Below are 24,084 nucleotides of genomic sequence, written 5' to 3' on the forward strand. Positions count from 1 at the left end.
ATTTTATCAAATCTCTGTGCGGTTAACTTCGAACTTTACGGTAAATCCACAGCACCACAATGGCACCCACTACCGCCACCACGAAGCTGCCGAAGTTGAAACCGTCAACTCTACCGAAACCAAACAGGGTACTGATCCAGCCACCGACAACCGCACCCACCACACCCAGCACTACGGTGATGATAAAGCCGCCGCCATCTTTACCCGGCATAATCCACTTGGCGATAATACCGGCAATCAGACCAAAAATAATCCATGAAAGAATACCCATGTACTGCTCCTTACGTTATTAATCAATGTGTTCACCGCAACAAGTATAGCCGGGATTTTTTGATCTGCATCGCAACTTGCCACAGTAAATCATCGTTAGCAGGCTAAAGCTCAGCGTGAATACGCCGATAACAGTCGAACAGCATTGGCAGTCGTGAAAATAACAATCGGATAATGGAGCAGGACGTGGGAGAAGCCGATAAAGAACAATACCTCAAGCGAGGCACGTTAGCTGTTTTGGGCGTGATGAAAGACCTGTTGCGTTTTCAAACCCCGTTGATGGTGAATTTTTCGCGCGGTCAGTTTATCAGCCGCATGCTGTCAGCCGATGAAGATCAGGTGATCTTTGACCTCGGCAGCAATGCGCTGGATAACGATTTAGCGCTGCAAGGTGGCGAAATCAATATTGCCGCCGAAACACACGGCGCCAAAGTGGAATTTGGCTTAACCGGTTTACAACGTATCGAATTTGAAGGTCTGCCTGCTTTTGCCGCATCGCTACCCGAATTGGTATGGCAAATTCAGCGCCGTGAATTTTTCCGCGTGAATGCGCCGCTGGAGCCGGTGTTTTACTGCCACAGCCAGTGGCCTGATGGCCGTACTGCGCGTTTCCGCCTGCAGGATCTCTCCTTAGGCGGCGTCGGCGTACTGCTGGATGAAGCGCTGCCAGAAGGTCTCAACCGTGGCGATACCTTTAAAAAACTCCGCGTTGATCTCGCAGAATATGGCCATTTTGAAGTGACGGCGCAGCTGCTACACATCGGTGAACGTACCGTGGTGACCAGCAAGAACGATACCCGCGTGACGCCGCGCCTGAGCTTCCGCTTTACCGCCATCGAACCGATTCAGGAACGCCAGCTACAGCAGGTAATTTTTGCGCTGGAGCGCCTGGCGCGTGATAAGGCGAATCGGTTCCAGTAATCCCGGTACGCATGATTGTGCACAGTTTATCCGTAGGGCCGCCATGTATGGCGAGCGATGTTGCAGGTGCGCATCAATGCGCACCTGACGAAAACCGCACCGGTCAATGCGGCTGATAACGACAACGCGCCACCGCTTCGAGCCAGCCCTGATAATTCTCCTGCATGCTTTTCGCCTGCTCTTCACGCGGCATAATGACGCTGCCCCCCTGCAGCGCCTGCATCTCACTGCCCTGCTGCCACCAGCCTAACGTGCGGCCCGCCAGTAGCGCAGCGCCCAGTGCGGAAACCTCCGGCGTCGGCACGCGCTTCAGTGGCCGCTGCAATACATCCGCCTGCAACTGCATCAACCAGCTGTTTTCCGTGGCGCTGCCATCAACGCACAACGCTGGCAGCCGCACGCCGCTGGCTTGTTCCATCGCGAAAAACACGTCCGCGATCTGAAAGGTGATCGATTCCAGCGCCACGCGCGCCAGCACTTCCGGCGTGGCTGCATCGGTCAGCCCGCACACCATGCCGCGCGCTTTCAGATCCCACCAGGGTGCGCCCAGCCCGGAAAGCGCGGGCACAAAATAGATGCCCTGATTGTGCTCACTACGCTGTGCCAGAGCCGTGAGTTCACGCGGGTCCTGGATGCCCAACATGCGGCCAAGCCACGCCGCCCCCGATCCGGTATGGGTGATGTTGCCTTCAAAAGCGTAGCGCAGCGTGCCGTCGTGCCAGGCCACCGTGGTGCTGAGGCCATTTTCGGTCAGCAGCGGCGTCGCCATCGACATCATCAGCGATGACCCGGTGCCATAAGTGGCTTTTACCACCTCTTCGTTGCCGTTACGCTGCGCTTGCAGCGCGGCATGCGAATCACCGATGCGCGCCAGAATCGGTGTGCCCGGCGTTAACCCGGGCATATCCTGACGTGTTACCACGCCATGGGCGCTGGCCGAGGGCACAATCTGCGGTAGCGCTGCGCGTGGAATGTGGAATAACGCCAGCAGCTCATCGTCCCAGTCGCCGCTGTGCAGGTTATAAAGTTGAGTACGCGCCGCATTAGCATGATCGGTGACGAAACTTTCACCCTCACTCAGTTGCCAGCTCAACCAACTGTCCACGGTACCGATACAGAGTTCACCGGCCCGCGCCCGCGCCAGGCCGTTCGGCAACGCGGCCAGCATGCCGGTGAGTTTGCCGGCTGGAAACATCGGATCCACCGCCAATCCGGTGAGGCCGGTGATACGGGGCGCTTTGCCGGCCACGCGTAAGTCGCGGCAAAAGGCTTCCGATCGGCGATCCTGCCAGCTGACTAACGGCGTCAACGGCTGGCCGTTGTGCCGCTGCCAGATCAACACCGACTCGCGCTGATTACTGATCGCCACCGACGCCACTGCCGCGCCCGCGCACTGCGCCAGACACTCTTCTACCGCTCGTTTTACCGCCTGCCAAATCGCCAGCGGATCTTGTTCCGCCAGTCCCGGCTGCGGATGGGCCAGCGTTAGCGGCTGGCTGCTGCGCGCCACCACCGTTCCTGCGCCATCCACCGCAATCGCTTTGGCGTTAGTGGTACCTTCATCAATCGCCAGTATCAACGAACCTGCCATCTTTACGCTCCTGCACAGATACGTACCGCACTCTTCACCACGCTGGCCGCATCGATGCCATGGCGTGCCCGGGTTGAGGCACGATCGCCGGCAATCGCGTATTCGCCATCCGGAATACCCAATCGCAGCAGGGGAATGCCGCAGCCACCTTCAGCCAACACTTCTGCCACCAGGCTGCCAACCCCGCCGTTGACGTTATGCTCTTCCACGCTAATTACCGCTGGGTAGTGATTTAACAGCTCGCGAAGCCGTTGGGTATCACAAGGTCGAATCGATGGAATGGCGATCACACCCGCCGTAATGCCTTGTTCATGCAGTTGCTCAGCGGCGTGAACCACCTCGTGAACGGTGGAGCCCATCGCCACCAGCACGATGTCATCACCTTCACGCAAAACATCAATCTGGCCGGGACGGAATTGGTAGTCTTCGTCGTGCAGCTGCGGCAGATCTTTGCCGTCGAGGCGGATATACACTGGGCCCACATGCGCCAGCGCGTACTCAATGATCTGGCGACACTCCAGCGGGCAGGATGGCGCATAGATTTCGATGTTGCCGAAGCCGCGCATCACCGCAATGTCGTCGATGCTGTGATGGGTGCTGGCCAGCGGCCCATAGCTGGCACCGGCATTCAGGCCAAACAATTTAACATTGGTGTTGTTGTAGCAGACGTCGACTTTTACCTGCTCATTAGCACGGGAAACCAGGAACGGCGCGGCATTACAGGTGACGGCGACTTTGCCGCCAATCGCCAGTCCGGCAGCGGTCCCCACTAACGTTTGTTCCGCGATGCCGACGTTAATCAGGCGATCGGGAAACGCGTTGATGAACGGCGCAATTTTGGCGGTTGAGGTGGAGTCGGCCACCACCGGCACTAAATCAACGCCGCGATTCACCGCATCGATAAATGCCTCGACCATTACCGTCGCCAGGTGTTTTGCATTACTCATCTTTCAACTCCTCCAGTGCCAACTCAATCTCTTCGCCTTTCGGCACACGGTGATGCCACTCGGGCTTGCCCTGAATAAAGGAGATGCCGAAGCCTTTTTCGGTGTGCGCCACAATGACCTGCGGTTTGCCGCCGTTACGTGGCAGCGTTTCAATGGCCTCAACCACGGCAGCCATGTCATTGCCATTGCATTCGCTCACCTCCAGACCAAAGGCACGCCATTTTTCCGGCAGCGGATCGGTGTTCATGATGTCGCGCGTGTGGCCTGCCAGCTGCAGCTTGTTCTTATCGTTGATAATGACCAGGTTATCGAGGCCGTAATGCGCCGCCACCAGCGCGGCTTCCCAGTTACTGCCTTCCGCCAGTTCACCGTCGCCGGTGACGACAAAAATGCGGCGGTCGCTGTTATCTTTTTTCGCCGCCAGCGCAATGCCGACGGCGACCGGTAATCCGTGCCCCAGCGCGCCGGTGTTCAGTTCAACCCCCGGCGTTTTCTGTCGTACCGGATGGCCCGGCAGATGTGAATCAGCATGCTGATACGTCGGCAGCCATTCGGTAGGGAAATAGCCCGCTTCCGCCAGCACGCAGTAATAACCGCCGACGGCATGGCCTTTCGACTGGATATAGATGTCGCGTTGCGGATCGTTGGTGCGATCCGGCGCGCAGTTAAGAATGCGGAAATAGAGCGCGGTGAGAATCTCTACCTGGGAGAGATCGGCACCGGTGTGCCCACCAGCCGGGCTCCCAGCGTTAAGCTGGATGATGCGACGGCGCACAGCGCGCGCTTTGGCGGCCAGATCCGCTACCGAATATTTGAAAGGATTCATAGACACCTCTGAATTTTAAAGCATTGATGAATATTTATTCTCGATGAATAAAAAAAGGTGCAGACAATCGGTGCCTGCACCCAACCGATTAACTTTTTGCCGGGCTAGCGCCCTCCTCAATCAGCGCTTTCTGCGCCACCACCGCCGCTTTCTGCTGCATGCGGCTCTGCATCTGATCGATGATCACCGCCACAATGATCACAATGCCTTTGATCACCATCTGCCAGAACTCGCTCACCCCCATCATGATTAATCCGTCGGCGAGGAAACCGATGACGAAAGCGCCAATTAGCGTACCGAGGATGGTGCCGCGTCCACCGGCCAGCGACGTGCCGCCCAGCACCACCGCAGCGATGGCGTTCATTTCGAATGAGGTACCGTTCGCCGGATGGCTGGCCACCAACTGTGAAGAGACCACGATGCCGGCAATTGCCGCGCAGAAACCGGAGATGGCGTAGACCCAGATTTTTACCGACTTCACCTTCACGCCCGAGAGTTCCGCCGCGCGTTCGTTATCGCCAATGGCATAAACCTGACGGCCAAACGGCAGGCGCCGCGCAGCGTACGCGATCACCAGCGCCAGCAGCACCATCATCCAGATGGCCCACGGCAAGCCGAGAAAATAGCCGGCGCCGATCTTGTCAAATCCGGTGTTACCGAGCATTTCATTGCCCTGCAAGCCGGGAAAGGTTTCGCCCCCCGACGTGAGCATCGCGGTACCGCGCAGGATATACATGGTGCCGAGCGTGCAGATGAACGGCGCCACGTTATAGCGGGTGATGATCCAGCCATTCGCCGCGCCTATCACTCCGCCAATCAGCAATACAATCGGCACGATCACCCACACGCTGGGGAAGATGGCGATGCCGAACATCGGCAGCACAATGCCTTTGGTGATTAGCCAGCCGGCAATCATGCCGCACAGGCCGAGCGTAGCGCCGATGGAGAGATCGATGCCCGCAGTGATAATGACAAAGGTGATGCCGAGCGCGAGGAAGGCGTTAATGGCGATGTGTTTCACCATGATCACCATGCTGCCGACCGCGAGGAAATCCGGCACGGTAATGGCAAAGAAACCGACAATCAGGAACAGCGCAATAAAGGTACGCAGTTTTAACAGCAGCAGAATCAGGCTTTCGCGTGAGTTGAACGCTTTGCCCGGCGTTGAGAGCGCGAGCGCGCCGTTGTTTTTCATATCAGAACCCTTGTGCGCTTGCTTTAACCAGCGCCGCCTCTTCCGCTTCAGCGCGCGGCAGGTCAGCAGTCAATTTGCCGCCGGACATCACCATGATGCGGTCGGCAACGGCCATAATTTCTTTCAGGTCAGAGGTTGAGAACACCACCGCAATCCCCTGCTCCGACAGCTTCACCATCATGCGGAACACTTCCGCTTTGGCGCCGACGTCGATACCGCGACTCGGCTCATCCAGCAGCAGCAAACGCGGGTTAGTCAGCAGCGAACGGCCAATCACCACCTTTTGCTGATTGCCGCCGCTTAACGCGCTGATGGCGACATCCGGCGAGGAGATTTTGATGGCCAGATTGCCCACCGTGCTGGCCACCACCTCGCGTTCGGCCTGCTCAGAGATCACCGTACGATGGGATAAGCGCCGCCACAGGCTGGCGATGGTCAGGTTGCTCGCCACCGACGAAATAGGAAAAATGCCTGAGCGTTTGCGATCTTCCGGTACCAAACTCATGCCCATGCGAATGCGTTCCGCGGTGGGAAGCCGCGTAGGCAGCGGTTTACTGTCAAGCCACAGTTTGCCCAGATAGCTGCGCTGGGTGCCGAGCAAGCACTCAAACAGCTCGGTACGACCGGCGCCCATTAAGCCGTAAATGCCGACAATTTCGCCGGAACGCACCTGAAAACTGACGTCATCGACCAGCGTGTTGCCGTTCGGGCTGACGCAGGTGATGTGTTCGGCTTCCAGCACCGGCGCGCCAAACTGCCGGTTCGGTGGCAGGAAGGTGTTAACCGGATCGCTGCCGAGCATTTCATGCACGATCCACGGCACGTCGATATCGCTCACCTGGGCTTCAGCCTGAAAACGGCCGTCGCGCAGAATGGTGATGACATCGCCAATCGCCATCAGCTCCTCCAGCCGATGCGAGATGTAGATGATGGAAACGCCCTGGCGCGTCAGTTCACGAATCACCCGAAACAGGATCTCCACTTCGGTTTTGCTCAGTGCCGAGGTGGGTTCATCCAGGATCAAAATGTCGGCATCTTCCGCCAGCGCTTTGGCGATCTCCACCAGCTGCTGCTGGCCGACTTTGAGGTTGCCGACCTTCTCATCCGGTGAAATGGGTTGGTCGAGACGCTGCATCAGCGCGGCGGTGCGGCGCTTCTGCTCGGCTTCGTTGATCGGACGTATGCCGTGCTGAATTTCGCGACCGAGAAAAATGTTCTCTGCCACGCTAAGGTTTTCGAACAGGTTAAGTTCCTGATGCACCATGCCGATGCCGTGGCGCACGGCGTCACGCGTGCTGCTGAACGCCACTTTTTGTCCGTTAAGGAACATCTCGCCACTGGTCGGCTGCTGCACGCCGGCGAGAATCTTCATGAGCGTCGATTTACCCGCCCCGTTCTCGCCGATGATGACGTTGACTTTACCGCGCCATACGCGGCAATCCACGCGATCCAAGGCTAACGTGCCGGGAAACAGCATCGACATCTGATTGGCCTGCAGAATAATCTCGTCGCTCATCATGGATTCCCCTGCTGCAGCTGAATCGCCACCACATCGTCCACCGTACCGGCGCCCATGCTGACCGCGAGTAGCGCCTGTACTGGCTTACCCACCCAACTGGCATCCACTGCAGGCAGCTGCTTCACCGCATGGCGATTGAGCGCTTTGGTCAGTTGCGCGTATTGCACCTGATTGGTGAACTCTTCAAAACGGAAGCCGGCGGCATCGCGAATGGCATTGCCGCGCAGTACCGGGCCGATCAGCACCTTCACCGGCTTGCCGTTGATGGTCATGGTGAGGCTGCGCTCACGGTCGTTGCGGGTATCAAACGCCGTCACCGTGCCCGATGCGCGCACAAACACGCTTTCGCTGCCGCCCGCTTTGACGGTATGACTTTTGGTTTCCATATCTGCCCAGCTCAGCGCCTGCTTCTCTGCAGGCTGCTGCACGCGGCTGGCCCAGCTCGATTCGGCGATCTGCTGCGGTGTCTGATCGCGGTAACCCGGCTTAGCGTTAGGATCTTTCGGCATGATGGGATTGCCGTTGGCATCCAGATCCACCACGGTACAGGCGGCTAACATCAGCGTCAGCAGCGCGACCAGCACCTTGCCCTTCATGCCGACCGCCATCTTATTGCGCCAGCTTGAAGGTTTTCAGCTTCGAGGCATTGCTGTCATCAATCAGCACGCAATCCATCAGCTGCTTCTCTTCTTTCTGCGCTTTGCCGTTCTTCAGATAATAATCCACCTGTTCAACCGCCATCTGCGCCTGATCCCAGCCCGGCTGCAGCACCGTGGCTTTGATATTGCCTTTGTTGATGATGGAATCACGGGTGTAATCACTGCCGTCGAAACCCACGATAATGACATTGGTTTTACCCGCGGCTTTTAACGCCGCTTCCGCACCCAGCGCCATGGTGTCGTTACCGGAGATCACCCCGACAATGTTTGGGTTTTTCTGCAGGATGGTTTCCATACGGCTAAAGGCTTCGGTCTGGCTCCAGTTGGCACTCTGCTGTGCCACCATTTTCAGATCGGGATAATCATCCAGCACATCGTGATAACCCTGCGAACGCACGCCCGCATTGGTATCAGACTCTTTCCCCAGCAGCTCCACATAATCGCCTTTGCCGTTCAGCAGCTTGGCGAACTTCTCCGCACCGAGCTGTGCGCCCTGATAGTTGTTGGAGACAATTTGTGCCACGGCGATGCCGGTTTTGTTGATTTCACGGTCGATGAGGAAGGTTGGAATACCGGCATCTTTCGCTTTCTGTACCGGTCCAACGGTGGCATCAGCGCCGGCGTTATCAAGGATGATGGCTTTAGCTTTGCGCGCGATGGCGGTTTCGATCAGCTGGTTCTGCTTGTTTACGTCATCATCATGCGATGCCACCAGCGTGGTGTAGCCCAGCGCTTTGGCTTTTTCCTGCGCGCCGTCGGCTTCCGCTTTAAAGAACGGGTTGTCGTGCGAGGGCGTAATAATGGCCAGCAACCCCTTATCTGCCGCGAGCGACGCTGCCGATATCATCATGATTGAAGCAAGTAGAGAGACTTTGAGAACAGAGGCTTTCATTTGTTATCTCCGATTGAATATATATTCAATTGCGATTTTATATGCATAATGACTATGCGCTGCCTTTCTGAGCACGTCCATTGCGCGATCCTCAAAAAGCGAAAACGATCACAAAATGTTCTGCGTTGTTATTTATGGGCGGCTGATTAACAATACCAGGCAGGTTAAGAGAGAGAAAAAACCATGGCAAAACAGGATGAACAGCGGCTGATGGTGAAAATCGCCACGCTCTATTATGTGGAAGGCAGGAAGCAATCCGACATCGCGCAGCTGCTGAAGCTGTCGCAATCCTTCGTGTCGCGCATTCTCAATCGCAGCGTAAAAGAAGGTGTGGTGAAGATCAGCGTGGTACCGCCCGCCAACGTGTTTCCCGAACTGGAAAAAGCCATTGAGCAGCTGTATCAACTGCCGCAGGTGATCGTGGTGGATGTGCCGGATCAGGCATCGGCTTTGCAGATCAAACAGGCGATCGGTTCCGCTGCCGCGCACTATCTGGAAACGCGTCTGCGTGCCGATGAGCTGATTGGCATTTCGTCCTGGAGCGGCACCATTCGCGCCATGGTGGATGCCCTGCATCCGCTGAGCGCGCCCTGTAAAGGCGTGATTCAGCTGCTGGGCGGCGTGGGCGCCAATGGCAACGTGCAGGCGACGATCCTGACGCAGAATCTGGCGGCGCTGCTGGATTGTCCAGCGTGGCTGCTGCCATCGCAATCGATTGAGCATTCGGTGCAGGATCGCCAGCGTTTGTCGGTTAATCCCGAGGTGGCGGTGGTACTGGAGAAGTTTGATCAGGTCGACCTGGCGATTGTCGGCATTGGCGATCTCGAGCCATCCGCCCTGCTACGTAACTCCGGCAACTATTACGACGGCGAGATGCTGCGCACGCTGGCCGAACGTGGCGCGGTGGGTGATATTTGTCTGCACTATTTCGATGCCGATGGTCAGCCGGTGCTGAGCGCGGCAGAAGATCCGGTGATTGGTATGGAGCTGGCGCAGGTCAAACGCTGTCCGCAAGTGGTGGCACTCGCCGGCGGCAAAGAGAAAGCGCAGGCGATTCGCGGCGCGTTGCGCGGCGGCTACGTGCAAGTGTTGATTGTCGATTATCCGACGGCGAGATTATTGGCTGAGGGTTGATGAGGTGGGGTTGTTAGTCAGGTCGCTATGGTAGTGCGATTGTTGATAAGGTCGCCAGGAATGGCGACCTTATCAACATTACCCGATGGTGCGATACGCGGTGGTAACCTTCCACAAATAACGCGGGGCCTGCGCCGCCGGATGTTTGTTCTGGACGTGCTGGTAAAACTCGTCCGGCGTCATGGAGTTGATCATCGCAATGGCACGATCGCGGTCGCGCGAGAAGGTGCGCAACAACGCCCCTGCACCGTTGGCGTAGGAAACGATGGTGGCATAACGCAGCGTCAGCGGATCGCGAATGCCAGCTAGCGCCGAGTCCTGCAGAATTTTCAGATATGCAGCACCGATATCGATGTTCTTCGCCGGATCGCGCAGCTCAGAAGAGGACGGCTGACCGTGGCGGCCTTGGGTGCGATAGACTTCGCGACCGGCGGTGGACGCCTTAATTTGCATCAATCCGACCGCATTGGAGCGGCTCACTACGGTGGGATTGCCTCCGGATTCGACACTAATAATGGCGCTGATTAACTTCTCATCAACGCCATAATGACTGGCGGCATCTTCGGTAAACATTGACCATGCATCATTCACTTTCGACGGCGGAGCCTGGGTTAACGGCGTATTCTTCTCGGGCAGAGCCGGTTTTTCCGGCTCACTTGAACAGCCCGCAAGCAGCAGTGCAGAAAGCATAAGTAGGCGAATTTTCACTGATTTTTGGTTCCGCAATAGGGTTGGCGCAAGCTATCATACCTGGCGCAGCGCGATGCAAAATTACCGTTTATCCTAAATCGATAAAAAACCTTATGCTACCGTGACTTCAATAACGCATTTCGACATCATCGGCAGGCTACTCTACAGCAGGATGGAAGTTATGGTTACTCCCCGCACGCTACGTCTCATCGCCCCTTCCGGCTATTGCCACAATCAGGACGCCGCCCAGCGCGCGGTCAGCCGTTTACAGGCCGCAGGCCATCACCTGCAGAATCAATCAGCGATTACTCGCCGCTATCAACGTTTTGCTGGTGATGATGTTGAGCGGTTGGATGATATCAATGGGTTGGCAACGCTGGAACATCTTCCCGATATCGTGCTGGCCGTACGCGGCGGTTATGGCGCATCACGGTTGCTCGATAAGATCGATTACATCGGCCTGCAGCGTCGATTGCTCAATCAGCCGGTGGCGCTATGTGGACACAGCGATTTCACCGCCATTCAGCTAGCACTGCTGGCGCAAACTGGCCTGGTTACCTTCAGTGGGCCGATGCTGGCCGGTAACTTCGGCGCAGAGGCATTATCTGATTTTACCGAGGCACACTTTTGGCAAGCGCTAACATCACCTACAGTTAACCTAAACTGGCGCAGTGAAAGCCCGGATCAGGGCCGTTGGCAAGGTACGTTATGGGGCGGCAATTTGGCGATGATATGCTCGCTGATTGGTACGCCGTGGATGCCGCAAATTGAAGGCGGCATTCTGGTGATCGAAGATGTCAACGAGCACCCGTTCCGCATCGAGCGTATGTTGATTCAGCTGCAGCAGAGTGGCATTTTGCCGCGTCAGCAAGCGATTATCACCGGCAGCTTTACCAGTACCTCGCTGTCGGCTTACGACAATGGTTTTGATTTCGCCACCGTGTGGCAGCGCATGCGTGATGCGTACCAGATTCCGGTAATTAGCGATCTGGCTTTTGGTCACGATGCCGACACCGTGACGCTGCCGCTGGGTGCCAGCGCCACGTTGCAGATTGAGAATGGAGAAGCACAGTTCGCCTTCACCGGCCACCCGACATTGCGCTAACGTTTTGCCGCAGGAGACCGACAATGAAGCCACTGTACGACGACTTGTGGATCTCCACGCCCGAATTCCCCGCCGAAGAGACGGCAAGCGATTTGATGATGCACGGTTTTATGCTGCGCCATCCGCGCGGTAATTTGCTGATTGGTCGCGTGGAGCATCCGCTCGACCACGAATTCCTCGACGAGGCTGGCGGGGTTATCCGCCACTATTTCACGCACTGGCATGAAGCGGCGCCGGGCGCGATAGCCATTCAGCAACGCTTTAATAGCGCAATCTACTGCCATAGCCGTTCGCTTGGGCCGGTTAGCTTAGTGATTGAGCCTGACGAAACCTTCACGCAGCAAGAGACGCACTTCGGCGATTTTCACCTATTGCCCACGCCGGGCCACACGCCCGGCAGCAGCAGCTATCTCTATCACTCTCCGCTCGGCCATACTTATCTGTTTGTCGGCGATACCTTGACTCGCGACTACCATCGCTGGATCAGCGTGCTGATGCCAGAGAGTAATCCCAGCGAGTTGCAGCAGTCGCTGGAGCTTTACCGCTCATTGCGGCCTGATGTGGTATTGATGAGCACCACGCGCGGGCATCTTTCGTGGGCGAAGGTGAATTTACAGAGCTGGCTGGCCGCCATTGATGAGGCAGAACAGTCGCCGCTGGATTTGCGCCAGCGGCAATTGATTTGAATCAGGAGTTCGGGCGCGCGCTGTCGTCGTAACGTTCCAGTGAAAGAATCTGCGCATCGCGCTTTTCCGTGCGGCTGCACGGCAGCAGCTTATTGCTGTCGGCATAGACAAAGAAGGTTTCATCGTTGTTTTTATTGACGATTAACTGATCGCCATTACGAAAACGGGTGATGGCAACTTTATCTCCCCCTTTCAGGCTGGTGCGCTGCTGCCCGGCGGCAATCTGGAAATGGCGCGTCGGCCACATCAAGGTGCTTAAGCCATATTCGGCACGCGATACCGTCATGGTGGGACGGCCGGGACAGGTGATTTGATATTCGGTTTCGCTCCAGGCGGGCGCAATCTGACAAGCCAGCACGCCAACGGCCATTACTATCGCCTTCATTGGATTCTCCGCTGAGGTTACATGATGATTTCGTTGGGATTTTCTTGCTCGGAGGTTAACACAAATTAATCGCTAATGGCATTGCTGCTGCGGCTAGCCGTATCAACCGCGCAGCAGCAATGCTATCAAATGGACAGTGTGATCAGATTACCAGCAGTGAGAATCACTCAGCGGCCACCTGCGCGGCCACTAACATCAATGCCAGCCCAGCCTCTTCAGCTTCAAAACGCTGCATCACTTCCTGGATGGCCGCTACACAGTTCATAATCTGCTTTTTTTTGTCGGCTTCTAATTTGTCGATCGCATGCTGAAGAATCATTAAACTCGCTTCTTCTTCTTTCATTCATTTACCCTTGTTTTGCTTACCTGGTGCGCAACGCTGGCAAGAATAACGTTTATCTGCTACTAAAGTCACCCCCTTACATTCCTTCCGCTTAACGATTATACAAATGACAAATGGGAAGCAGCGTCAGACCTGCTATGATCCACTTATCAGTACGCATTGGCGTGCCATGGCAAACCAGGGAATGAAGCAGGTGCTCATGTGGCGAATCACGGTTGTACTCACCCTTTTAGTTTTAGCTGGCTGCAGTTCGGCACCCAAAGGTGTCGACTGTCCGGGCGACGTGTCGACGATTTATGGCCAGTCAATGGGCAATACTCAGGCACGAATTTTTGATTTGGTGAGCGCGTTTGCCGTCTCCCGCGATGGGGTAAAAGTCCAAAGCGGCACGCTGCACTCTACCGATCGCTTCCAGTATGTGCCCTCGGCGATTACCGCTGAAGGTTTCTACGCGCAACGCCTGTCGGATAAACAGTTCCGCCTGATCAATCCCTACCAGAACACCATGATCACCTGGACGTGCCCATAAGCCGTGCGCTGTCACGCACGATGGTTTATTCTCCGGCTATCTTACGTTACGGATCGGCTTTATGGAAAAGTGTCTGGATAACAACGGCTATATCGATTTCCCCTTCCCTGCCAGCACCAATGCAGATGGCTCAGTCAACCCGTGTGGATTTGACCTCACGCTGGAAACCACGCGGATTGATGAGATTGCCGCCGGGCAACATTCAGAAAATTTGCGCCGTCTGCTGGAAGAGGTGAATTTACAGGATGGTCTGTTTATGACGCTGGCCTGCGACTGGCAGCAGCGTGAAGACGGGGTATGTGGTTTTATCGATGTGGCATTTCGCCCGACGCTAGCAAGCGCCAGCCGTGAAGAGACACAAAGTCTCGATCAGGCGTTTGAGCTCTACCTCAGCCGCCAGGAAAAACAGCACAGCATGCAGAGTGGCACGCTAATCAATTACGCGCGCGCCGTGCTCGATTGGAGTTGGTCACCGCTGCATCAGCGTCATATACGCTACGAGAAGGTCACCTTGCGCTATTACTGCCAGCAGGCCGACGATGCAGAATGGTGTTTTGATCATCTGCGCCACTTTTTGGTCAGCTGGTATCCCGCCTATCGGGGAAAACAGTAATCGTTTTTATGCCTAATTAGGCCGCACTAAACGGATGGCGTGCTCCAGCATGCGCTGTTCGTCCCGCTCATCATGCGCTCGCTGATGGCGAGTGCGCTGCAGCAGCGTGGTGATCTCCTCCCGCCGGGTCTCATGCCCTAGCTCGGTTAATACAATTACGGCATCGCCGATCACCCGGCACACTTCATCATAATCGTCTTCATTCAGCACATCGCGTTTCATGATTCCTCCCGTTTAAAAGGGTGCGTTTGGCGTGCAGAAAAGTACACTTGAGCACTTTTTAGTCTGGGCAGAATTTTCGCGTACTGCAAATTGCTGTTACAACCTTTACCGCTGCGTCATTTGCCGACTGCAGTTTCTCTGACTACGCTAAATAAGACATTCACCACTATCAGGGAGTTATCATGAGCGACAAAGCGGAAGCAAAATTGAATGAAGCGGCAGGTGCCGTCCAGGAAAAATTTGGCGAATTCACCGGTTCACGCCGTCAGCAAGCTAAAGGCGCGGCGCGTCGCTATCCGGCTCAGGCCAGCTATGCGGTTCAGGATGCAGCGGATTGTGTGGTGAAATCAGTACGCGATAATCCCGCGACCGGTCTGGCTGTTGCAGCCAGCATTGGTGTGATTGTCGGTTTTCTGCTCGGACGGAAATAATCCGTCAAAACGGGGCCGCGCTGGCCCCGTTCTTCATGTTTTGTGGGATGATAATCAAACCTGCGCTCGCCGCGCCTTATAGCGCGCTACCATGGTCATCAGCGCCTGATAAATTAAGCCTGCATACAAGCTCATCACGATCACCATGCCAATCTCTTTGCCTTGTGCCTGCCATGAAACAAACCACATGAAAATGCCCCACAACAGCGAAAACAGCAGCCAGCCTTTGACGAACTTGATCACACCTTGCATACCACCTCCTCAATCGTAAGCGCTGAAGATAACGGTTTAATCGCTATGACACACGGCTGTTAACGTTTAAATGCTAGCAGTTTCAAATTTCTGTGAAAGGGATTGTAAACCCGCAATGATGTTGAATATTGCGCACGCGTCGCATATCGCCGACCGCGCATTTATGTTTGAATTCCCGCCAATACTGTCCGGCACGTGGTTGAAATGACTTATTTAAGTAATATCCAAAATTTTATTGAAGGCAATACGGTGTTGTCTGCCGCATTTAGCCTGTTGTTACTGATGTTTGCCGGCATGATTGCGCATCTGATCTGCAAATTCTTCATCGTTAAAGTCGTCAGAAAGGTGTTCTTCAGCACGCATAAAAATCAGGTGCCGCTCGATAAGGACGTGCGACTTTCGGAGAAACTCTCCAACTTTATTCCGGTCATTACCGTCTATTATCTGCTGCAGTTTATGCCGGATTTGCCCGAGCATCTGTTGATAGCGATAAAGACCATCTGCGGCATTCTGTTCTTCGTCTATTTATCGTTGTTCTTTACCGAAGTGCTGGAGATTGTTAATAACTCTTACTCCAAAAAAGCCAAGCGCAAGAATCATTCAATCAAAGGCTATATTCAGGTCGGTAAGATTCTGGTGCACATTATTTCGGCGATCATGATTTTAGCGATTATGTCGAATAAGTCGCCGGTGATCATTATCTCCAGTTTAGGTGCCGTGGCTGCGGTATTAATGTTGGTGTTCCAGCATACGTTGATGTCGCTGGTAGCCAATATTCAGGTATCTTCGAACGATGTTTTGCAACTCGGTGACTGGATCGAAATGCCGGACAACGGCATCAGCGGTGAAGTGATCGATATCGCGCTGCACACCATCACCATACGCAACTGGGATAATACGCTGTCGCGCATCCCGACCAAAAATTTCCTCACCGAAACCTACACCAACTGGCAGGCGATGTTCTCCTCCGGCGCACGCCGCATTATGCGCAGTTTTCATCTTGATCAAATGTCGATACGTTTTCTCGACCATGACATGGTGCAGCAGATGAGCCAGATCCGTGGCGTCAGTGAGCAGCTTTCGGCATTGATGGATGGCCGCGACAGCAATGCGGTGGGCGAACGCTGGTTTGCTGAAAACGGCATCACTAATCTGACCGTGTTTCGTAAATACCTGACGGCGTGGCTGTCGCAGCGGGACGATATTAAGAAGGATATGTATATCGTGGTGCGCGCGATGAAACCGTCGCCTGAAGGGCTGCCGGTGGAGGTCTATTGCTTTACCTCGTCAGTGCTGTGGGTGGATTACGAGAACTCCCAGTCGGCCATTTTCGAATATATCTATGCCATTGTCGGTCAATTTTCGCTGCGGATGTATCAACATCCCGGCGGCAGCGATTTCTGGCGACTTTCTCAGGAGCGTGCGCAGCAGGCAACCTCCAATGATCAGCAAGTCGACTAATCTGTCGATAAACAACGGGAGCCAGTGGCTTCCGTTTTTTTCTGACCCGTTGCGCGGCAATACCCCGTGCAGATGTATGGCGTGTTAATCGCTGACTCTCCCCCACAGATTAATTTTCCATCTGTAGCATAGTTGTCTACGCTAAGTAACAACGAAACCCTCCTGGACAAACTTTCAGAATGTTAAAAATATTCTCCAGATTTTTTTCAGTTGGGATCATCAACACGCTGATTCATTGGGTGGTATTCGCGCTAATATATTCTCAACACGTTAGTCAATGGCTGGCAAACTTCATTGCTTTCAGCGTTGCCGTAACATTTTCATTTTTTGCTAATGCAAAATGGACGTTCAAAACCCAAATAACGCCTTTTCGTTATGTCATGTTTGTTGCTTTTATGGGGGCTATGGCCGCCGGTATTGGCTTGCTGGCCGATCATACTCATATCAACCCGTTCATTACGCTTGTTACTTTCTCGGCTATAAACCTCATATTTGGCTTCATCTATTCAAACTTTATCGTTTTTAGGGTGAACAAATGAAAATTTCCCTCGTTGTTCCCGTATTTAATGAAGAAGATACCATTCCCCTATTTTATAGAGCTGTGAAAGAAAAACTCTCCTCCTACAATGTTGAGATTGTTTTTGTTAATGATGGCAGCACGGATCGAACAGAACACATCATTCAGTCGTTGAAGGAGAAGGATGAGTCAATTTTGTCGGTTACCTTTATTCGCAACTTCGGTAAAGAACCGGCTTTGCTAGCGGGGCTTGAACATGCAACCGGCGATGCGGTGATCCCGATTGATGTAGACCTGCAGGATCCGATAGAAGTCATTCCCTTGCTAATCGAAAAATGGCAGGAAGGATGGCCGATTGTTCTGGCTAAACGCATTGATAGAAGCAGTGACAGCTTTTTTAAACGCCAAACCGCCAGCTGGTTCTACAAACTCCATAATGTGATCAGCTCACCAGAGTTAGAGGAAAATGTGGGAGACTTTCGTTTACTTTCCCGTGCTACGGTTGAAAATATAAAGCGTTTACAGGAACACAATCTCTTCATGAAAGGGATTTTAAGCTGGGTTCAAGGCGATGCAGCGATAGTCACTTATAATCGCTCTGAGCGTGTTGCAGGTAAGCCTAAGTTTAACGGATGGAAACTGTGGAATTTGGCACTTGAGGGTTTCACCAGCTTCTCAACATTTCCATTAAGAGTGTGGAGCTATATTGGCTTCTTTGTGGCGTTCTTATCATTCATTTATGCAATTTGGATGATTATCGATAAGTTGGTGTGGGGGAATGCGGTAGCCGGTTATCCTTCAATATTAGTTTCAATACTCTTTTTAGGGGGTGTACAGCTAATAGGCATCGGAGTATTAGGCGAATATATCGGCAGGATTTATATTGAATCAAAACATAGACCACGATATATAAAAAAGGATGCGAATGATAAACATGATGTTAAATAACCTTAAAGCCTTTATTTTTAATATTAACCCAATGAAAAACGGGAGCCATTGGCTCCCGTTATGCTTTCTGCCTGAGCGGCAAATTACATGTTGCTGATGATCGCGTCACCAAACTCTGAACATTTCAGCAGTTTAGCGCCGTCCATCAGACGTTCGAAATCGTAGGTCACGGTCTTGTTAGCGATAGCGCCTTCAACACCTTTCACGATTAAGTCAGCAGCTTCGAACCATTCCAGGTGACGCAGCATCATTTCTGCAGACAGAATCACTGAACCTGGGTTCACTTTATCCTGACCAGCATACTTCGGTGCTGTACCGTGCGTCGCTTCGAACAGCGCACATTCGTCACCGATGTTCGCGCCTGGTGCGATACCGATACCACCAACCTGTGCCGCCAGGGCATCAGAGATGTAGTCACCGTTCAGGTTCATACAGGCGATCACGTCGTATTCAGCCGGACGCAGCAGGATCTGCTGCAGGAAGGCATCGGCAATCACGTCTTTAACGATGATCTCTTTACCGGTGTTCGGGTTTTTGAACTTCATCCACGGGCCGCCATCGATCAGTTCGCCGCCGAACTCTTCTTTCACTAACTGGTAGCCCCAGTCTTTGAAAGAGCCTTCGGTGAACTTCATGATGTTGCCTTTGTGAACCAGGGTCAGAGAATCACGATCGTTGGTGATGGTGTACTCAACCGCTGCGCGCACCAGACGTTTGGTACCCTCTTCCGAGCATGGCTTAACGCCGATACCGCACTGCTCTGGGAAGCGAATTTTCTTCACGCCCATCTCTTCACGCAGGAACTTGATCACTTTGTCCGCTTCTGGCGTGCCCGCTTTCCACTCGATACCCGCATAGATATCTTCTGAGTTTTCGCGGAAGATCACCATATCGGTCTCTTCTGGACGCTTAACCGGGCTTGGCGTGCCTTTGTAGTAGCGAACCGGACGCAGACAGACGTACAGATCCAGCTCCTGGCGCAGCGCAACGTTCAGGGAGCGAATACCGCCACCGACTGGGGTCGTCAGCGGGCCTTTGATGGCAACGCGGTATTCTTTGATTAAATCGAGGGTTTCTTGCGGCAGCCAGACATCCTGGCCATAGAGTTCTACAGATTTTTCGCCGGTATAAATTTCCATCCAGGAAATTTTTCGCTCGCCGTTGTAGGCTTTCTTCACAGCGGCATCAACCACTTTCAACATTACCGGGGAAACATCAACGCCGATACCGTCACCTTCAATGTAAGGAATAATCGGGTTATTCGGAACATTCAGTTTTCCCTGATCCAGGGTGATTTTTTGACCTTCCGCCGGAACAACTACTTTGCTTTCCATCAACCTCTCCTTCGAGCGATTTTTTGTTAATGATTTGTAAGATGCGGGTCAATACTACTTGATTATTTCCGCTACGCCAATCACCGTAGTTTCGCGCTATAATGCGCCGAATGTTTCCGACTGCAAAGCCCATGCGAAAAACTTCTCAACGATTTCACCAGGATAAGCGCGCAAGCGCCCCGGCACGCAAGCCCGTGCGCCGCGATACCCGCCCGAAAGGCCCAAGACGCGTCATACTCTTTAACAAACCTTTCGATGTTTTGCCGCAATTTAGTGACGAGGCCGGACGCCGCACGCTGAAGGATTTTGTACCAATCAGCGAGGTTTATGCCGCGGGCCGCCTCGATCGCGATAGCGAAGGTTTGATGATTTTAACCAACGACGGCGCGCTGCAGGCGGCGCTGACGCAGCCCGGCAAGCGCACCGGAAAAATCTATTTTGTGCAGGTGGAAGGTGCGCCGCAGGAATCAGATTTATCCCTGTTACGTAGCGGCATTACGCTGAACGATGGTCCAACCTTGCCGGCAGGCGTCGAGTTAGTGGCTGAGCCCAAGTGGCTGTGGCCGCGCCAGCCGCCGATTCGCGAGCGCAAAGCGATTCCCACCAGCTGGCTGCAAATCACGCTGTTTGAGGGACGTAACCGGCAGGTGCGCCGCATGACGGCACATATTGGTTTTCCCACGTTGCGCCTGATTCGCTTTGCGATGGGTGAGCACCAGTTGGGCGATTTGGCGCCGGGCGAATGGCGCGATATCAGCGCCACCATTTAATAACTTTTAGTTAACAATTCCGGAGAAAGGATGTTTAAACCTCATGTAACGGTCGCCTGTATTGTGCAGGCTCAGGGACATTTGCTGGTGGTTGAAGAGCGGGTGCACGGCCGTATTACCTGGAATCAACCTGCCGGACACCTTGAGGCCAATGAAACTATTCAGGAAGCCGCGCAGCGCGAACTGTTCGAAGAGACCGGTATTGATGCTCAGCCCGAGTATTTTCTCGGCGTGCAGCAGTGGATTGCGCCGGACGATACACCTTTTGTGCGTTTCCTGTTTGGTCTCGATCTGGCCGAAAAAGTCGAAACGTCGCCGCACGATCGCGACATTGATTGCTGCTGGTGGCTGCCGCCAGAGCAGATTCTGACGGCCAATCGCCTGCGTTCGCCTTTAGTCGCAGAGAGCGTACGGTTGTGGCAACAAGGCGCGCGTTATCCGCTGCATCTGGTCGCGCCGTTCCAGTGGCCGTTTCATGAGGGTGCGCGCCCCGCTTCTGCATGATAGAATGCGCCGCCTGTTTTTATCGTAATTTAAGAGTGCGTGATGTCTGACAACAGCCAGAAAAAAGTGATCGTCGGAATGTCCGGCGGCGTCGATTCTTCCGTTTCCGCCTGGTTACTGCAACAGCAGGGCTATCAGGTTGAAGGCCTGTTCATGAAGAACTGGGAGGAAGACGACGGCGAGGAGTATTGCACCGCCGCCGATGATCTGGCTGACGCACAAGCCGTGTGTGACAAACTCGGCATCAAACTGCACAAAATCAACTTCGCCGCTGAGTACTGGGATAACGTGTTCGAACACTTCCTGGAAGAGTACAAAGCGGGACGCACGCCGAATCCCGACATCCTGTGCAACAAAGAGATCAAGTTCAAAGCCTTCCTCGAATTTGCGGCGGACGATCTCGGCGCAGACTATATTGCCACCGGCCACTATGTGCGCCGCCAGGATGTTGAGGGCCAAAGCCGCCTGTTGCGCGGCCTCGACGGCAATAAAGATCAGAGCTACTTCCTCTATACCCTGAGCCACCAGCAGATTGCGCAAAGCCTGTTCCCGGTCGGCGAACTGGATAAGCCGGAAGTGCGTCGTATTGCTGAACAGCTCGACCTGATCACCGCGAAGAAGAAAGATTCCACCGGCATCTGCTTTATTGGCGAACGCAAGTTCCGCGATTTCCTTGGCCGCTATCTGCCCGCCCAGCCGGGTGCAATTGAAACCGTTGACGGCGACATCGTCGGTGAGCATCAGGGTTTGATGTATCACACGCTCGGCCAGCGCAAAGGGTTGGGGATTGGCGGTCGTAAAGAGAGCAATGACGATCCCTGGTACGTGGTCGATAAAGATGTGGCGCGCAATCGCCTCGTGGTGGCGCAGGGCGCCGAACATCCGCGTTTGATGTCGGTGGGCTTGATGGCCCAACAGCTGCACTGGGTCGATCGCCAACCAATCACCGCTCCGTTGCGCTGCACGGTGAAAACCCGCTATCGCCAGACTGACATTCCGTGCGAAATCATTCCGCACGGCGACGACCGTATTGAAGTCCGTTTTGACGAGCCGGTAGCGGCGGTCACGCCAGGCCAATCCGCCGTGTTTTATCTCGGTGAAGTGTGCCTCGGCGGCGGCATTATCGAACAACGCCTGCCTCTGGCAGAAGCCTAAGGTCGGCGCTGCCCGACGCGATGACAGGAGTTAAGCGTGGCTAAGAACTATTATGAGATTACGCTGGCGCTGGCGGGTGTCTGCCAGGCAGCCCATGTGGTGCAGCAACTCGCGCAGCAGGGCCAGTGCAATAATGCTGCCCTGAATGTGTCGCTGCGCAGCTTGATCGATCTCAACCCCGGTTCGACGCTGGCGGTGTATGGCAACGACGAAGCCAACCTGCAGCCAGGATTAGAGACCTTGATGGCGGTGCTCAACAGCAGTAATCGTCAAGGCGCCAGCGCAGAACTGACGCGCTATACCCTGAGTATGATGGTGCTGGAGCGTAAGCTGCACGGTAATAAAACCGCGATGAATACGCTGGCACAACGCATTAGCCAGCTTGATCGCCAACTGGCGCATTACGAGCTGGAATCGGACACTATCACCAGCGCCATGGCCGGGATTTACGTGGATGTGATCAGCCCATTAGGCCCACGCATTCAGGTCACCGGTTCGCCGCAGGTATTACAGAATTCACAAGTGCAGAGTAAAGTGCGCGCCGCCCTGCTGGCCGGCATTCGCTCTGCGGTGTTATGGCAGCAGGTTGGCGGTGGCCGTCTGCAGCTGATGTTTTCGCGCCAGCGTCTGCTGAGCGAAGCCAAAACCATTTTATCCCGCCTGGGCCCGGCGTATTAAGCGCCGCCCCGGCATCATTGTTAAACGATTCAGGAGTTGCACTGATGGAATTATCCTCTCTGACCGCCGTTTCACCTGTCGATGGTCGTTACGGCGATAAAGTCAGCCCACTGCGCGCCATTTTCAGCGAATTCGGTCTGCTGAAATTTCGCGTTGAGGTTGAGGTTCGCTGGTTACAAAAACTGGCTACGACTGTAGAGATCAAGGAAGTTCCTGCATTTGATGCCGACGCAAACGCTTTCCTTGATGCGATTGTCGCCAATTTCAGCGAAGAAGACGCTGCACGTATCAAAACCATCGAGCGCACCACCAACCACGACGTAAAAGCCGTGGAGTATTTCCTCAAAGAGAAAGTGGCCGATGTTCCGGCGCTGCATGCGGTGTCTGAGTTTATCCACTTCGCCTGCACCTCTGAAGATATCAATAACCTTTCTCACGCGCTGATGCTGGAAACCGCACGTCGCGAGGTGATCGTGCCGTTCTGGAACCAGCTCATCGATGCCGTAAAAGGGTTGGCGCACGAGTATCGTGACATTCCGCTGCTGTCGCGTACCCACGGCCAGCCGGCAACGCCGTCAACCATGGGCAAAGAGATGGCAAACGTGGCGTACCGTCTGGAGCGCCAGCTGCGTCAGCTCAGCAAGATTGAAGTCCTCGGCAAAATTAACGGCGCGGTTGGCAACTACAATGCCCACATCTCCGCTTATCCGGAAGTGGACTGGCACCAGCTGAGCGAGCAGTTTGTCACCTCGCTGGGCATCACCTGGAACCCGTACACCACGCAGATCGAGCCGCACGACTACATCGCCGAGCTGTTTGATTGCATCGCACGTTTCAACACCATTCTGATCGACTTTGATCGTGATATCTGGGGCTACGTAGCGCTCAATCACTTCAAACAGAAAACCATCGCCGGTGAAATTGGTTCTTCAACCATGCCGCATAAAGTGAACCCGATTGACTTCGAAAACTCCGAAGGCAACCTCGGTCTGGCTAACGCGATGATGCAGCATCTGGCCAGCAAATTGCCGGTTTCACGCTGGCAGCGCGACCTCACTGACTCTACCGTGCTGCGTAATCTCGGTGTCGGCATCGGCTATGCGCTGATCGCTTATCAGGCGACGCTGAAAGGCATCTCTAAGCTGGAAGTGAACCGCGATCGTCTGCTGGATGAACTGGATCACAACTGGGAAGTGCTGGCTGAGCCAATTCAAACCGTGATGCGCCGTTACGGCATTGAGAAGCCGTACGAGAAGCTGAAAGAGCTGACGCGCGGTAAACGTGTTGATGCCGCTGGCATGCAAGCGTTCATCGATAGCCTGGCGTTGCCGGAAGAGGAAAAAGTGCGTCTGAAGCAGATGACGCCAGCCAACTACCTTGGCCGTGCGATTCAGATGGTTGATGATTTGCAGTAAATCTCAACAACAGGCGTGTTCAATGTTGGGCACGCCTCTATTAACAAACGTTGATCTCTTGTTTAGCTGGCTTCGCATATACTTTTCTCCAT

Annotated in this window: 29 protein-coding genes; 15 read left to right on the forward strand and 14 right to left on the reverse strand. The window is 54.3% G+C overall.

Annotated elements, in window-relative coordinates:
* Positions 1–22: 22 nt before the first annotated feature.
* Positions 23–271, reverse strand: a complete 249-nt coding sequence (locus tag WFL93_RS01425) for a GlsB/YeaQ/YmgE family stress response membrane protein (RefSeq protein WP_049851133.1) — start codon at positions 269–271, stop codon at positions 23–25.
* 185 nt (positions 272–456) lie between these two features.
* On the opposite strand from WFL93_RS01425, the gene WFL93_RS01430 reads away from it, so the two are divergent.
* Positions 457–1,191: a flagellar brake protein gene (locus WFL93_RS01430; RefSeq protein ID WP_007891548.1), complete on the forward strand. Its 735-nt coding sequence runs from the start codon at positions 457–459 to the stop codon at positions 1,189–1,191.
* A 103-nt stretch (positions 1,192–1,294) separates the two neighbouring features.
* Here WFL93_RS01430 and WFL93_RS01435 read toward each other — a convergent pair whose 3' ends face one another.
* The 7 genes from WFL93_RS01435 to WFL93_RS01465 all read right to left on the reverse strand — a co-directional run bounded on the left by WFL93_RS01435 (position 1,295) and on the right by WFL93_RS01465 (position 8,820).
* Positions 1,295–2,782, reverse strand: a complete 1,488-nt coding sequence (locus tag WFL93_RS01435; protein WP_336777116.1) for an FGGY family carbohydrate kinase — start codon at positions 2,780–2,782, stop codon at positions 1,295–1,297.
* A gap of 2 nt (positions 2,783–2,784) precedes the next feature.
* Positions 2,785–3,729, reverse strand: coding sequence for a transketolase family protein (locus WFL93_RS01440; RefSeq protein WP_007891544.1), 945 nt, complete (start codon positions 3,727–3,729; stop codon positions 2,785–2,787).
* A complete protein-coding gene (locus tag WFL93_RS01445) occupies positions 3,722–4,555 on the reverse strand; it encodes a transketolase (protein ID WP_007891543.1) in 834 nt (277 codons plus the stop codon). The genes WFL93_RS01440 and WFL93_RS01445 overlap by 8 nt, the downstream gene beginning before the upstream one ends.
* A gap of 88 nt (positions 4,556–4,643) precedes the next feature.
* Positions 4,644–5,750, reverse strand: coding sequence for an ABC transporter permease (locus WFL93_RS01450; RefSeq protein ID WP_336777117.1), 1,107 nt, complete (start codon positions 5,748–5,750; stop codon positions 4,644–4,646).
* A 1-nt stretch (position 5,751) separates the two neighbouring features.
* On the reverse strand, positions 5,752–7,266 hold the full coding sequence (locus tag WFL93_RS01455; RefSeq protein WP_336777392.1) for a sugar ABC transporter ATP-binding protein: 1,515 nt from the start codon (positions 7,264–7,266) through the stop codon (positions 5,752–5,754).
* Complete coding sequence (locus tag WFL93_RS01460; RefSeq protein WP_336777393.1) at positions 7,266–7,865, reverse strand: DUF2291 family protein; 600 nt, start codon at positions 7,863–7,865, stop codon at positions 7,266–7,268. The genes WFL93_RS01455 and WFL93_RS01460 overlap by 1 nt, the downstream gene beginning before the upstream one ends.
* Before the next feature lie 13 nt (positions 7,866–7,878).
* On the reverse strand, positions 7,879–8,820 hold the full coding sequence (locus WFL93_RS01465; RefSeq protein ID WP_007891538.1) for a D-ribose ABC transporter substrate-binding protein: 942 nt from the start codon (positions 8,818–8,820) through the stop codon (positions 7,879–7,881).
* A 183-nt stretch (positions 8,821–9,003) separates the two neighbouring features.
* On the opposite strand from WFL93_RS01465, the gene WFL93_RS01470 reads away from it, so the two are divergent.
* Positions 9,004–9,954: a sugar-binding transcriptional regulator gene (locus WFL93_RS01470; RefSeq protein ID WP_007891536.1), complete on the forward strand. Its 951-nt coding sequence runs from the start codon at positions 9,004–9,006 to the stop codon at positions 9,952–9,954.
* Between the two features lie 78 nt (positions 9,955–10,032).
* Here the strand turns inward: WFL93_RS01470 and emtA are convergent, their stop codons facing one another.
* The gene (gene emtA, locus WFL93_RS01475; protein ID WP_072093393.1) at positions 10,033–10,662 is read right to left on the reverse strand and encodes a membrane-bound lytic murein transglycosylase EmtA; all 630 of its coding nucleotides are present in this window, start codon (positions 10,660–10,662) and stop codon (positions 10,033–10,035) included.
* A 163-nt stretch (positions 10,663–10,825) separates the two neighbouring features.
* On the opposite strand from emtA, the gene ldcA reads away from it, so the two are divergent.
* On the forward strand, positions 10,826–11,749 hold the full coding sequence (ldcA, locus tag WFL93_RS01480) for a muramoyltetrapeptide carboxypeptidase (RefSeq protein ID WP_180823438.1): 924 nt from the start codon (positions 10,826–10,828) through the stop codon (positions 11,747–11,749).
* 23 nt (positions 11,750–11,772) lie between these two features.
* The gene (locus WFL93_RS01485) at positions 11,773–12,435 is read left to right on the forward strand and encodes an MBL fold metallo-hydrolase (protein WP_007891525.1); all 663 of its coding nucleotides are present in this window, start codon (positions 11,773–11,775) and stop codon (positions 12,433–12,435) included.
* Between the two features lies 1 nt (position 12,436).
* Here WFL93_RS01485 and WFL93_RS01490 read toward each other — a convergent pair whose 3' ends face one another.
* Together WFL93_RS01490 and WFL93_RS01495 are read right to left on the reverse strand one after the other, a co-directional pair.
* Positions 12,437–12,820 (reverse strand): hypothetical protein, encoded by a 384-nt coding sequence (locus WFL93_RS01490; protein ID WP_180823436.1) that lies wholly within the window; start codon positions 12,818–12,820, stop codon positions 12,437–12,439.
* Between the two features lie 163 nt (positions 12,821–12,983).
* Entirely contained in the window at positions 12,984–13,163 is a 180-nt protein-coding gene (locus tag WFL93_RS01495; protein ID WP_007891517.1) for a hypothetical protein, read from the reverse strand.
* Between the two features lie 199 nt (positions 13,164–13,362).
* On the opposite strand from WFL93_RS01495, the gene WFL93_RS01500 reads away from it, so the two are divergent.
* Together WFL93_RS01500 and WFL93_RS01505 are read left to right on the forward strand one after the other, a co-directional pair.
* Positions 13,363–13,692, forward strand: coding sequence for a hypothetical protein (locus WFL93_RS01500; RefSeq protein ID WP_049851222.1), 330 nt, complete (start codon positions 13,363–13,365; stop codon positions 13,690–13,692).
* 61 nt (positions 13,693–13,753) lie between these two features.
* Entirely contained in the window at positions 13,754–14,305 is a 552-nt protein-coding gene (locus WFL93_RS01505) for a hypothetical protein (RefSeq protein WP_336777118.1), read from the forward strand.
* 12 nt (positions 14,306–14,317) lie between these two features.
* Here WFL93_RS01505 and WFL93_RS01510 read toward each other — a convergent pair whose 3' ends face one another.
* The gene (locus tag WFL93_RS01510) at positions 14,318–14,527 is read right to left on the reverse strand and encodes a DUF2767 family protein (protein WP_007891512.1); all 210 of its coding nucleotides are present in this window, start codon (positions 14,525–14,527) and stop codon (positions 14,318–14,320) included.
* Between the two features lie 182 nt (positions 14,528–14,709).
* Between WFL93_RS01510 and WFL93_RS01515 the strand changes: the two genes are divergently transcribed.
* Positions 14,710–14,958, forward strand: coding sequence for a CsbD family protein (locus tag WFL93_RS01515; protein ID WP_007891510.1), 249 nt, complete (start codon positions 14,710–14,712; stop codon positions 14,956–14,958).
* A 54-nt stretch (positions 14,959–15,012) separates the two neighbouring features.
* Here the strand turns inward: WFL93_RS01515 and WFL93_RS01520 are convergent, their stop codons facing one another.
* Positions 15,013–15,210 carry a DUF6404 family protein gene (locus tag WFL93_RS01520; protein WP_007891509.1) on the reverse strand — a complete coding sequence of 66 codons (198 nt, stop codon included), beginning with the start codon at positions 15,208–15,210 and terminating at the stop codon, positions 15,013–15,015.
* A 204-nt stretch (positions 15,211–15,414) separates the two neighbouring features.
* Between WFL93_RS01520 and WFL93_RS01525 the strand changes: the two genes are divergently transcribed.
* The 3 genes from WFL93_RS01525 to WFL93_RS01535 all read left to right on the forward strand — a co-directional run bounded on the left by WFL93_RS01525 (position 15,415) and on the right by WFL93_RS01535 (position 18,136).
* Positions 15,415–16,671: a mechanosensitive ion channel family protein gene (locus WFL93_RS01525; protein ID WP_049851124.1), complete on the forward strand. Its 1,257-nt coding sequence runs from the start codon at positions 15,415–15,417 to the stop codon at positions 16,669–16,671.
* 179 nt (positions 16,672–16,850) lie between these two features.
* A complete protein-coding gene (locus WFL93_RS01530; protein ID WP_336777119.1) occupies positions 16,851–17,210 on the forward strand; it encodes a GtrA family protein in 360 nt (119 codons plus the stop codon).
* A complete protein-coding gene (locus tag WFL93_RS01535) occupies positions 17,207–18,136 on the forward strand; it encodes a glycosyltransferase family 2 protein (protein ID WP_007891502.1) in 930 nt (309 codons plus the stop codon). Before WFL93_RS01530 ends, WFL93_RS01535 begins: the two co-directional genes overlap by 4 nt.
* 83 nt (positions 18,137–18,219) lie before the next feature.
* Here WFL93_RS01535 and icd read toward each other — a convergent pair whose 3' ends face one another.
* Positions 18,220–19,470, reverse strand: coding sequence for an NADP-dependent isocitrate dehydrogenase (gene icd / locus WFL93_RS01540; RefSeq protein ID WP_007891496.1), 1,251 nt, complete (start codon positions 19,468–19,470; stop codon positions 18,220–18,222).
* Between the two features lie 131 nt (positions 19,471–19,601).
* On the opposite strand from icd, the gene rluE reads away from it, so the two are divergent.
* Genes rluE through purB form a run of 5 tightly spaced genes read left to right on the forward strand, consistent with a single transcriptional unit; the run spans position 19,602 to position 23,992 of the window.
* Entirely contained in the window at positions 19,602–20,240 is a 639-nt protein-coding gene (gene rluE, locus WFL93_RS01545; RefSeq protein WP_442955875.1) for a 23S rRNA pseudouridine(2457) synthase RluE, read from the forward strand.
* 30 nt (positions 20,241–20,270) lie between these two features.
* Positions 20,271–20,744, forward strand: coding sequence for an NUDIX domain-containing protein (locus WFL93_RS01550; protein WP_049851122.1), 474 nt, complete (start codon positions 20,271–20,273; stop codon positions 20,742–20,744).
* A 42-nt stretch (positions 20,745–20,786) separates the two neighbouring features.
* Positions 20,787–21,899, forward strand: a complete 1,113-nt coding sequence (mnmA, locus tag WFL93_RS01555) for a tRNA 2-thiouridine(34) synthase MnmA (protein ID WP_049851121.1) — start codon at positions 20,787–20,789, stop codon at positions 21,897–21,899.
* A gap of 36 nt (positions 21,900–21,935) precedes the next feature.
* The gene (hflD, locus tag WFL93_RS01560; protein ID WP_007885711.1) at positions 21,936–22,577 is read left to right on the forward strand and encodes a high frequency lysogenization protein HflD; all 642 of its coding nucleotides are present in this window, start codon (positions 21,936–21,938) and stop codon (positions 22,575–22,577) included.
* A 44-nt stretch (positions 22,578–22,621) separates the two neighbouring features.
* Positions 22,622–23,992: an adenylosuccinate lyase gene (gene purB, locus WFL93_RS01565; protein ID WP_007885712.1), complete on the forward strand. Its 1,371-nt coding sequence runs from the start codon at positions 22,622–22,624 to the stop codon at positions 23,990–23,992.
* Positions 23,993–24,084: the final 92 nt, after the last annotated feature.

Origin of the sequence: Pantoea sp. USHLN256, from assembly GCF_037149875.1 — a bacterium.
Taxonomy (GTDB): domain Bacteria; phylum Pseudomonadota; class Gammaproteobacteria; order Enterobacterales; family Enterobacteriaceae; genus Pantoea; species Pantoea nemavictus.